The 10,353-nt window shown below is 69.9% G+C and carries 6 protein-coding genes and 2 pseudogenes; 6 read left to right on the top strand and 2 right to left on the bottom strand.

Annotation, left to right across the window (positions count from 1 at the left end; translation table 11 throughout):
- The 3 genes and pseudogenes from G3I19_RS30380 to G3I19_RS30370 form a co-directional block, all read left to right on the top strand.
- On the top strand, positions 1 to 1,731 hold a 1,731-nt coding region (locus G3I19_RS30380), incomplete at its 5' end, for a PQQ-binding-like beta-propeller repeat protein (protein ID WP_164266933.1).
- A gap of 43 nt (positions 1,732 to 1,774) precedes the next feature.
- Positions 1,775 to 3,676: a PQQ-binding-like beta-propeller repeat protein gene (locus G3I19_RS30375; RefSeq protein WP_164266932.1), complete on the top strand. Its 1,902-nt coding sequence runs from the start codon at positions 1,775 to 1,777 to the stop codon at positions 3,674 to 3,676.
- Positions 3,677 to 3,884: 208 nt separating this feature from the next.
- Positions 3,885 to 4,544: pseudogene (locus tag G3I19_RS30370) on the top strand (response regulator transcription factor); the annotation flags it as partial.
- A 244-nt stretch (positions 4,545 to 4,788) separates the two neighbouring features.
- Here the strand turns inward: G3I19_RS30370 and G3I19_RS30365 are convergent.
- Entirely contained in the window at positions 4,789 to 5,085 is a 297-nt protein-coding gene (locus tag G3I19_RS30365) for a hypothetical protein (protein ID WP_164266931.1), read from the bottom strand.
- Positions 5,086 to 5,100: 15 nt separating this feature from the next.
- A complete protein-coding gene (locus G3I19_RS30360; protein WP_164266930.1) occupies positions 5,101 to 6,771 on the bottom strand; it encodes a sodium:solute symporter family protein in 1,671 nt (556 codons plus the stop codon).
- A gap of 219 nt (positions 6,772 to 6,990) precedes the next feature.
- Between G3I19_RS30360 and galT the strand changes: the two genes are divergently transcribed.
- The 3 genes and pseudogenes from galT to galK all read left to right on the top strand — a co-directional run.
- Positions 6,991 to 8,100: a galactose-1-phosphate uridylyltransferase gene (galT, locus tag G3I19_RS30355; RefSeq protein ID WP_164266929.1), complete on the top strand. Its 1,110-nt coding sequence runs from the start codon at positions 6,991 to 6,993 to the stop codon at positions 8,098 to 8,100.
- Positions 8,097 to 9,089 (top strand): UDP-glucose 4-epimerase GalE, encoded by a 993-nt coding sequence (galE, locus tag G3I19_RS30350; protein ID WP_164266928.1) that lies wholly within the window; start codon positions 8,097 to 8,099, stop codon positions 9,087 to 9,089. The genes galT and galE overlap by 4 nt, the downstream gene beginning before the upstream one ends.
- A 3-nt stretch (positions 9,090 to 9,092) precedes the next feature.
- Positions 9,093 to 10,214: pseudogene (gene galK / locus G3I19_RS30345) on the top strand (galactokinase); the annotation flags it as partial.
- Between the last annotated feature and the right edge of the window lie 139 nt (positions 10,215 to 10,353).

Here is a 10,353-nt window from a genome sequence, read left to right as displayed (position 1 = left end):
CAGACCCCGCCCGGCCCGCCGTCCGCACCCGCCCAGCCGCCGACACCGCCGCAGGGCCAGCCGCAGGGGCCGCCGTCCGGGCCGCAGCCCGGTTACGGATATCCCCAGCAGGCCCCCCAGCAGCCGCAGTCCGGCCCCTACGGATATCCGCAGCAGCAGCCCCAGCAGCCGGGTCCGTACGGCCAGCCGCAGCAGCCCGGCCCGTACGGCCAGCAGCCGCAGGGTCCTTACGGCCAGCAGCCGGGCCCGTACGGCTATCCGCAGCAGTACCCGGGTGGGCCGGTCCCGCCGCAGGGCGGGGGCAAGAACCCCTTCAAGGGCAAGCCGGGCGTCATCATCGGCGCGGCCGTCGCGGCGCTGCTCGTCATCGGCGGCGGGGTCTACCTGGCTGTCGGCAACGGTGACGACGACGGCAAGAAGCCGGTCGCGAGCGACAGCAAGAACACGGACGACCAGCCGTCCGCGTCCGCCAGTGTCGACCAGGGCGACGGCAGCGGCGACGGGCGCTCCGGCGACGACAACCTCAACGCGGGCCGCAAGGCGGGCGAGGACAAGGTCCTCTGGCTGCAGACCAACAAGGTCGCGCTGCCGCAGGACGGCGCCCAGAACTACGGCATGTGGTTCGCCGGCGATGTCGTCGTCCGCGCGATGTACAAGACGGTCACCGCGTACGGGGTGAACGACGGCAAGGAGAAGTGGAGCGTGCCGGTGCCGCACGCGATCTGCGCCGCGCCCCGCCAGACCACCCCCGACGACAAGATCGTCATCGCGTACAAGAGCAATGACACCGACAAGGCCGACTGCAACCAGATGCAGGTCATCGACCTGAAGGCGGGCAAGGGCGGCTGGAAGAAGCAGATCCCGCAGGAGGGCAGCTTCGACATCATGAGCTCCCTGGAGCTGACGATCTCGGGCGACACCGTGACCGCCAGCCGGATGGGGCCCTCCAGCGCCTTCTCGGTCAGCGACGGACACAAGATCTTCGGGAAGATGGCGGGCGCGTGCCAGCCCGACGCCTTCGCGGGCGGGGCCAAGCTGATCGCGGTCGAGGAGTGCACCAAGGACGCCCAGCCGGACGCCACCGAGCAGGTGCAGGAACTCGACCCGGCGACCGGCAAGTCCAAGTGGACGTTCCCGCTCCCCGCGGGCTGGCAGGTCAAGAAGGTCTACTCGCTGGACCCGCTGGTCATCTACTCGACCAACGAGAAGAAGAAGTCCTGGAACATCTCCGTCCTCAAGCACGACGGAACCCGGCGCTCCCAGCTGACCACGAAGGACAGCTTCCAGCCCGAGTGCGGTCTGTCCATCATCGACCGTGACCTCCAGGGCTGTGTCGGCACGGCGGCCGACGCCAACACGCTGTATCTGCCGACGCAGGTGAAGAGCGGCGCGAACGACGTCGTCGCGTTCAACCTGAACACCGGCAAGGAGAAGTGGCGGGTGCCCGCGGGCAGCGACCGTACGATGCTGCCGCTGCGGATGGACGGCTCCCACCTCATCGCGTACAAGGAGCCTTCGTACGACGGGGGCGGCGCGGTCGTCTCCATCCCGCCGACGGGCGGCAAGGCGAGTGTGGTCCTGCAGAACCCGGCGTCCGCGGCCACGATCGAGAACTCCTTCTACTCGAAGCTGGTCGCCTATCAGGACGACCGGTTCTTCCTGATGTCGGGACAGGTCAGGGGCAAGAAGGGCGACACCACCGAGAAGACCATGCTGGTCTTCGGCAAGTGAGCTGTCCCCGGATCCTCAACTCCCCCTCCACGAAGGCAGAAAGATGACACAGCCGCCCCAGCAGCCACCCCAGCCGCCCAACGGACCGCCGTCGGGAGGGTTCGGCGCGTCCAAGGAGTCCCCGGCGGGCGGATACGGCACCCCGGCCCCGCCGCCGAACACCCCGCCCGCCGGTTCACCGCCGCCGAACACCCCGCCGGTCCCGCCGCAGATGCCGCCCCAGGCACCGCAGACCCCGCCGGCCGGCGGCCCGCCCGCGGGTCCGCCGCAGGCCGGGTCCTCGCAGGGCCCGGTGTACGGCTATCCGCAGGCCCAGCCCCCGCAGCCGGGCTACGGCTATCCGCAGCAGCAGCCGGGCGCCCCCGGGTACGGCTTCCCCCAGCAGCAGCCCCAGCAGCAGCCCCAGCAGCAGCCCCAGCAGCAGCCCGGCGCACCGGCGTACCAGTACCCGACGCAGCCCATGCAGCCGCAGCCCGGCAGCACGGGAGGCGGCGCCGGTGGCGGGAAGTTCGGTATCGACGCGAAGATCATCACCGCCGCGGTCATCGCGATCGTGCTGATCGTCGCCGCGGGCTTCGTCTACTCGGCGGGCAAGGGCGACAAGGAAACCAACGTGTCGACCGCGGGCCCGATCGGCCGCGACGACAACAACGGCGGCGACACCGCGGGCACCGGCGGCAAGGAGAAGGTGCCCGCCAACACCAACTCCAAGGTCCTCTTCCAGCTGCCGGCCCCGAAGGTCAGCGACGTCACCGGCGTCGACGGCTCCTGGACCACCGACAAGCTGTACGTGAAGTCCGGCGTCGACGCGGTCTACGGCTACGACGCGGTCTCCGGCCGCCAGGTGTGGAAGCTGCCGCTGCCGGGCCCGCTCTGCGCCGCGACCAGCCACGTCAGCAAGGACGACAAGACGGCCATCGCCTTCCAGCCGAAGGTGCCGACGAAGGCCAAGCAGTTCTGGGGCTGCTCGGAGGTCGCCGCGCTCGACCTCGACAGCGGCAAGCTCCTCTGGCAGAAGTCGTACAAGGACGGTGACGACAAGGTCAGCGTCGACGAGGTCACCCTCGGCGGCGACACCGTCGCCACCGGCAGCACCCACGGCGGGGCCGCCTGGGGCCTGGAGAAGGGCGAGCTGCGCTGGGCGCCGAAGGTCTCCACCGACCAGTGCGAGGACGCCGGATACGGCGGCGGCGCCACCACCCTGGTCGCCGTCCGCAAGTGCGGCGACTACGACAGCCCGCAGATCAGTGTTCAGAACCTGAACCCGAAGACGGGCGCACCGCTCTCCTCCTTCAAGATGCCGGCGGGTGTCGAGTACGCCCATATCGTCTCCACCGACCCGCTGGTCGTGGCGGCCGACGTCGGCGACACCGCGGGCGACGGCAGCGGCATCTCGGACTACTTCTCGGTCGACGCGAAGACTGGCAAGCTGCGCGCCCGGATCCCGGCCCAGGCGGACAAGTACGGCGGCAAGTGCGGGAGCACCGAGGTCGAGCAGTGCACCAACCTGGTCGTCGGCGACGACCGGCTGTACGTCCCGACCGAGCAGCACGACGGCACGGGTGACGCGATCGGCCAGACCAACGAGATCGTCGCCTTCGACCTGGGCACCGGCAAGGCCGTTCCGGGCCGCGCCGACGCGGGTGCGGGCTACACGTCCTATCCGGTGCGGATGGACGGCTCCAACGTCATCGCGTACAAGACCGGCCCGTACAACAAGGGCGGCCAGGTCGTCTCGGTCAACGGCTCCACGCTCAAGCAGACGCTGCTGATGAACAACCCCAGCGACGAGGCGGTCCGCGGGGCCGAGTCCACCTTCCTGCCGGACAGCGCCGAGATCCGCTACGTCGACGGCCGGCTGTATCTGGCCGACGACACGCTCAGCGAGTACACGTCGTCCGACTCGGAGAAGCACTACCTGGCCATCGGTTTCGGCACGAGCTGACCGCGGGCCCCGGGCACTCTCCCCGGACACCCGATGGGGGCGCCACCCGGCGACGGGGGCGCCCCCATCGGCGTACGCGGGCGCCATCGGGCCCCAACGGGGCGGCGCACTATGGCCGTCGGGGGCGCGCGGAGCCGTACGGGCGTGTAACTTGCCGGGGCAGGAATGCCGGGACCGCTCCCGGTACGGGGAACAGGGGGACTGCTCCATGGGCGTGCGGCTCATAGTGGTCGACGACCACCGACTGCTCGCCGAGGCACTCGCCTCGGCACTGAGACTCCGTGGGCACCGGGTGCTCGCCGCGGCCGCACCCACCGGGGGCGCGGCCGACCTCGTGGTGAGCCGGGCGCCCGACGTCTGTCTGTTCGGCACGGCCGCGCCCGCCGGGCCCGGAGTCTTCGACCCGGTCGCGCGGATCAAGAGGGAACGGCCCCAGGTGTCCGTGGTGGTGCTGGGCCCGGTGACCGACTCGCCAGGTATCGCGGCCGCGTTCGCCGCCGGCGCCTCGGGTTACGTACGCCACGACGAGCGCATGGAGGGCGTCGAGCGTGCCATGGCCCAGGCGCGAGCGGGGGAGACCGCGGTCGCGCCGCAGCTGCTGCAGGCCGTCTTCGCCGAGCTGCTCAACCCGGTGGCGCAGCCGGACGACGAGGGGCAGCGGCTGCTGGGCCTGCTCACCTCGCGCGAGGTCGATGTGCTGGTCCGGGTGGCGGAGGGCGAGGACACCCGGCTGATCGCGGCCGGGATGCGGATCGCGCCGAGCACCGCCCGTACGCATGTGCAGCGAATCCTGGTGAAGCTCGGCGTCGGCTCCCGGCTGGAGGCGGCGGCGCTCGCCGCGCGCACCGGGCTGCTGGACCACGCGGCGGTACGGGCGACGCCGACCGCTCGGGACGTCACCGGTCGGGACGTCACCGGTCGGGACGCGGCCGGTCGGGGCACCGTCGCTCGGGACGTCACTGGTCAGGACGTCACCGGTCGGGACCCGGCCCGTCGGGACACAGCCGCTCGGGATGCGACCGGCCCGGACACAGCCGGCCCGGACACGCCGGAGGGGCCGGACTCACCGAAGTGAAGTCCGGCCCCTCGTAAGGCCGTTACGGGATCTTCCGTTACGGCGTCTTCTCCTCGGCCGGTGCCTCCTGCGGCGTGGGCGGCGCCACCGGGCGCAGCCACAGCCAGACCAGGAAGAACAGCCCGAGGACGAGCATCGCGAGCCCGGTCCAGAGGTTGATGTTGACGCCCTGGGCCTTCTTCAGGTCCGCGTCGGACGCGGTGAACCCGGCGATCGTGACGATGACGCCGTAGACCACGAACAGTCCGCCGATGATGCGCCGGATGTCGAAGAGGCGGGCCGCCGTCGCGGACTTCTTCTCCAGTTCGGAGACTTCGTTCTGCAGTTCAGACATGGTGGGTGCCTCCGATCAGAGCGAGTAGGGCAGGTAGCACAGGGCGGCGACGACGATCGCGCCCCAGCCGAGCAGGGCCGGCTTGCGGTACCAGGCGTCGTCCCCCTCGGCCGGCACCTCCGGGGCGTCCGGGGACTCCGTCCCGTATACGAGACCGGCCAGTTCGGCCACCGGCTTGGGCGCGGTGAAGAGCGTGACGAGCACCATGACGACCGCACCGGCGACGAACCCGACGATCGCCGAGACGAAGTTGGCGCCCTGGTCGGTCGGGATGCTGATGATGCCCTGCTTGTAGATCCAGAAGTAGTTGACCATCGCGGCCGTGGTACCGGCGAGCAGGCCCCACACACCGGACTTCATCGAGGCGCGCTTCCAGAACATGCCGATGATGAAGACCACGAACAGCGGGACGTTGAAGAAGGAGAACAGCGTCTGGAGGTAGCTCATGATGTTGGAGAAGCTGGCGGCGATGAAGGCCGTGCCGATGGAGGCCAGCACACCGATCGCCGTGATCAGCCGTCCGAAGCGCAGGTAGTACGCGTCGGGCTTGTCCTTCTTCACGTACCGCGCCCAGATGTCCGTCGTGAAGACGGTGTTGAACGAGGAGACGTTGGCGGCCATACCGGCCATGAAGGCGGCCAGCAGACCGGTCACCGCGATGCCGAGCACACCGTTGGGCAGCAGCTCCTGCATCAGCAGCGGGATCGCGTCGTTGTACGTGAGGTCCGAGCCCGGCGTGCCGATCTTCGGGGCGATGACGGCGGCGACCAGGCCGGGGATCATCACGAGGAAGACGATGAAGATCTTCGGGATGGCGGCGATCAGCGGGGTGCGCTGCGCGGCCGAGAGGTTCTTCGCGGAGAGCGCGCGCTGCACCTCGGCGAAGTTCGTCGTCCAGTAGCCGAAGGAGAGGACGAAGCCCAGACCCAGGATGATCGTCAGCCAGTTCGCGCCGAGCGGGTTCGCGTGGCCGATCGAGGTGCCGCCCCAGGCCGTCATGAAGTCATGGCCCTTGCTCTTGGTGAGCGTGTTCGAGAGGCCGTCCCAGCCGCCGACCCGCTTGAGGCCGAGGATGGTGAGCGGGATCAGCGCGGCGAGGATGACGAAGAACTGCAGCACTTCGTTGTAGATCGCCGACGAGAGACCGCCGATGGTGATGTAGATGAGGACGAAGAGGCCGGCGACGACGATCGCGACCCACTGCGGCCAGCCCAGGAGCGCCTCCACGACGATCGACAGGGCGTAGAGGTTCACGCCCGCGATGAGGACCGCCGAGAAGGCGAAGAGTATGGAGCTCAGCAGGTGCGCCGACTTGTCGAAGCGGTGCAGCAGGAACTCCGGTACGGAGCGCACCTTCGACTTGTAGTAGAAGGGCATCATCACCAGGCCGAGGAAGACCATGGCGGGGATGGCGCCGATCCAGTACCAGTGGACGACGGCCACGCCGTACTGCGCGCCGGTCGCCGCCATGCCGAGGATCTCGGTCGCGCCGAGGTTCGCGGCGACGAAGGCCAGGCCGGTGACCCAGGCGGGCAGTGAACGGCCGGAGAGGAAGAAGTCCAGGCTCGTCTTCACGCTCGCTCTGGCGGCGAATCCGATGCCCAGGACCACGATGAAGTAGATCGCCAGAATCGTGTAGTCGAGCCCGTTCGTGGGGAGCCGGAGTCCGGCAGCCAGGTATTGCATGAGTACTCGCTTCGTTGCCAGAACTTTTCCGCTGTGGAACCTACGCCTACATGTTCAAAAATTGAACACACGCCTGGTGTTCTTTGTTTGATTGTGATCGGGGTGGTTGGTATGTCCTGATGAAAGCGCTTGCTGCATACGCATTGACTGTTCTGTTGGCTTGTGGTTTGTTGTGTGCGGTTCTGTTTGGGTAGGTAGCAGTGGGCGAGGAGCGCCAGAGTGAAGAAGACATCGACCCGTCTCGCCGACGGTCGTGAGCTGCTCTACTACGACGGCCGGGACGACGTGGTCCGGGACGCCGTGGACCGGCGCCCCCTGGGCCCCGTCGCCACCGACTCCGAGATCCGCACCGACCCGCTGCTGGGCGACGCGGTCGCCATCTCCTCGCACCGCCAGGACCGCACGTACCACCCGCCGGCCGACGAGTGCCCGCTCTGCCCCTCGCGCGACGGGCGGCTCAGCGAGATCCCCGACGCGCAGTACGACGTCGCCGTCTTCGAGAACCGCTTCCCCTCGCTCGCCGGTGACTCCGGCCGCTGTGAGGTCGTCTGCTTCACATCGGACCACGACGCGTCCTTCGCCGACCTCACCCCCGACCAGGCCGGCCTGGTCCTCGACGCCTGGACCGACAGGACCGCCGAACTGGCCGAACTCCCCGCCGTCAAGCAGGTGTTCTGCTTCGAGAACCGCGGCGCCGAGATCGGTGTGACCCTCGGCCACCCGCACGGCCAGATCTACGGCTACCCCTTCGTCACCCCCCGCACCGCCCTGATGCTGCGCTCCGCCGAGGCGTTCCAGGAGAGCAGCGGCGGCCGGAACCTCTTCGACGAGACCGTCGCACGCGAAGTGGCCGACGGCTCCCGGGTGGTGCTGGAGGGCGCGCACTGGGTCGCGTTCGTCCCGTACGCCGCGCACTGGCCGTACGAGGTGCACCTCTACCCCAAGCAGCGCGTGCCCGACCTGCGCTTCCTCGGCGACGACGCGCGCACAGAGTTTCCACAGATGTATCTGGAACTCTTGAAGCGCTTCGACCGGATCTTCGACGGTACGGGCGGCGGGAAGGAAGGCGCGCCGGGCGGTGGCAAGGACGGGGCGGGCGAGCCCCCGACGCCGTACATCTCCGCCATCCACCAGGCGCCCTTCGGGGAGCTGGAGGGATACGGCATCAACCGGGACGAATTCGCCCTGCATCTTGAGCTTTTCACCATTCGCCGCACTTCGGGCAAGCTGAAGTTCCTCGCGGGTTCCGAGTCGGGCATGAACGTCTTCGTGAATGACGTGCCGCCGGAGACCGCGGCCGAGCGACTGCGAGAGGTAGCGAGCAAGTGAGCAAGAAGTACCTGGTCACCGGTGGCGCGGGATACGTCGGCAGTGTCGTGGCCGCCCATCTCCTGGAGGCCGGTCACGACGTGACCGTGCTCGACGACCTCTCCACCGGCTTCCGTGAGTCCGTCCCCGGCGGCGCCGCGTTCATCGAGGGCCGAATCCAGGACGCCGCCCGGTGGCTCGACCCCTCCTTCGACGGGGTGCTGCACTTCGCCGCTTCGTCGCAGGTCGGCGAGTCGGTCGTCAACCCCGAGAAGTACTGGCTGAACAACGTCGGCGGCACCACCGCGCTGCTCGCCGCGATGCGGTCCGCCGGGGTGCGCACCCTGGTGTTCTCCTCCACCGCCGCCACCTACGGCGAGCCCGAGACCGTACCGATCAGGGAGAGCGCGCCCACCGCGCCGACCAACCCGTACGGCGCCACCAAGCTGGCCGTCGACCACATGATCAGCGGCGAGTGCGCGGCACACGGCCTGGCCGCGGTCAGCCTGCGCTACTTCAACGTCGCGGGCGCCTACGGCACCTACGGCGAGCGCCACGACCCCGAGTCGCACCTCATCCCGCTGGTCCTCCAGGTCGCCCAGGGCCGCCGGGACGCCATCTCCGTGTACGGGGACGACTACCCCACCCCGGACGGCACCTGCGTCCGCGACTACATCCATGTCGCGGACCTCGCCGACGCCCACCTGCTCGCCCTGGACGCGGCCGCCCCGCGCGAGCACCTGATCTGCAACCTCGGCAACGGCAGCGGCTTCTCGGTCCGCGAGGTCATCGAGACCGTACGCAAGGTCACCGGCCACCCGGTCCCCGAACAGGCCGCAGGCCGCCGCGCGGGCGACCCGGCCGCGCTCGTCGCCTCCGCGGACACCGCACGCGAGCGGCTCGGCTGGGCCCCCTCGCGCTCCGATCTGGCCGGGATCGTCTCCGACGCCTGGGCCTTCGCACAGCACATCAGCCAGGACAGTGTTGTCCCGACGCAGGGGAGTTGCTGAGGAATGAGTTTCGAGGAGCTGTACGGAGCGGCGCCCGAGGGCACCTGGGCCGCGCCCGGCCGGGTCAACCTCATTGGTGAGTACACCGACTTCAACGACGGCTTCGTCATGCCGCTCGCCCTTCCGCACACCGCCGTCGCCCAGGTCTCCCGGCGTACCGACGGCGTACTGCGGCTGTACTCGGCGGACATCGAGGGCGGCGTCGTCCAGCTCCGCACCGACGAACTCGAACCGCTGACCAACACCAGCTGGGCGGCCTACCCGGCAGGCGTCGTCTGGGCGCTGCGCGAGGCGGGCCACCCGGTGACGGGCGCCGACATCCACCTCAGCTCCACCGTCCCCACCGGCGCCGGGCTCTCCTCGTCCGCCGCCCTCGAAGTCGTCACCGCGCTCGCCCTCAACGACCTGTACGGACTGGGCCTGGACTGCAACCAGCTGGCCCTGATCGCACAGCGCGCCGAGAACGACTTCGTCGGGGTGCCCTGCGGGGTCATGGACCAGACGGCCTCGGCCTGCTGCGCCGAGGGCCACGCCCTGCACCTCGACTGCCGCGACCACTCGATACGGCAGGTCCCCTTCGACCTGGCGGCGCAGGGGCTGCGGCTGCTCGTCGTGGACACCAGGGTCAAACACGCCCTGGGGGACGGCGCGTACGCCGAGCGGCGCGCCGGCTGCGAGGAGGGCGCCCGGATCCTGGGCGTCCCCGCGCTGCGCGACGTGGCGTACGAGCAGCTGTCCGATGCACTGGCCAGGATCACCGACCCGAAGGTGCGCGGCTACGTCCGCCATGTCGTCTCCGACAACCACCGGGTGGCGCGGACGGTCGCCCTGCTCGACGCGGGCGACGTACGCGGCATCGGCCCGGTCCTCACCGACGGCCACACCTCGCTCCGCGACGACCTGCTGGTCTCCTGCGAGGAGCTGGACCTGGTGGTGGCGGCGGCGAACGCGGGCGGCGCACTGGGCGCGCGGATGACCGGCGGCGGGTTCGGCGGCTCGGCCGTCGTACTGGTCGACGAGGTGCACGCGGACGCGGTGGCGAAGGCCGTGACGGAGGCGTTCGCCGGGGCCGGGTACACGGCGCCGCGGATCTTCCCGGCCACCGCATCGGCGGGGGCGCGCCGGTGGTTGCACTGTCCGTCGTTCATCTCCCGCGGCGTCCGCTCCGGCTCCGTCGCCGACGCCTGCCGGCCCGGCTCTGCCCCCACGACGGACAGTGCAACCACCGGGACATCGGGAAGATCCGGCCCGGCCCGTAGCTCAC

Origin of the sequence: Streptomyces sp. SID10853, from assembly GCF_010548145.1 — a bacterium.
Classification (GTDB): domain Bacteria; phylum Actinomycetota; class Actinomycetes; order Streptomycetales; family Streptomycetaceae; genus Streptomyces.
Note: the sequence above shows the minus strand (reverse complement) of the source record. Positions and strands in the feature narration are given on the sequence as shown.